Consider the following 315-nt stretch of genomic DNA (forward strand, 5'->3'; position numbering starts at 1 on the left):
GGCCGGGTGATGGTCGAGAACATGCTGGCACGCGACGCCGAGGAAGGCATCGGCGCCTTCATCGGCAAGCGCAAGCCGGAATGGACCGACGAGTAGCGGGCCTGAATGAAGCCGCGCCATCCCATCGCTGAAGGTGCGACATGGCTGCCCGCAAGCAACTGACGCGGCTGAAAGCGCCCTATCTCAGGCGCATCCTGCTTGAGCCGTCGCGCGTTGCCGACTGGGACAAATATCCCTGGAACCTGCCGCTCTTTCGGGAGGGCGCATTCGAGTTCGAATTCGCCTCGGCCATCACCATCATCGTCGGCGAGAACG

Annotated in this window: 2 pseudogenes; both read left to right on the plus strand. The window is 63.5% G+C overall.

The features are described from left to right. Positions 1–96 (plus strand): annotated as a pseudogene (locus EN846_RS34300) (enoyl-CoA hydratase); the annotation flags it as partial. A 44-nt stretch (positions 97–140) separates the two neighbouring features. Continuing rightward, positions 141–315 (plus strand): annotated as a pseudogene (locus tag EN846_RS36315) (ATP-binding protein); the annotation flags it as partial.

The sequence above is a fragment of the Mesorhizobium sp. M4B.F.Ca.ET.203.01.1.1 genome (genome assembly GCF_004791025.1).
Classification (GTDB): Bacteria; Pseudomonadota; Alphaproteobacteria; order Rhizobiales; family Rhizobiaceae; genus Mesorhizobium; species Mesorhizobium abyssinicae.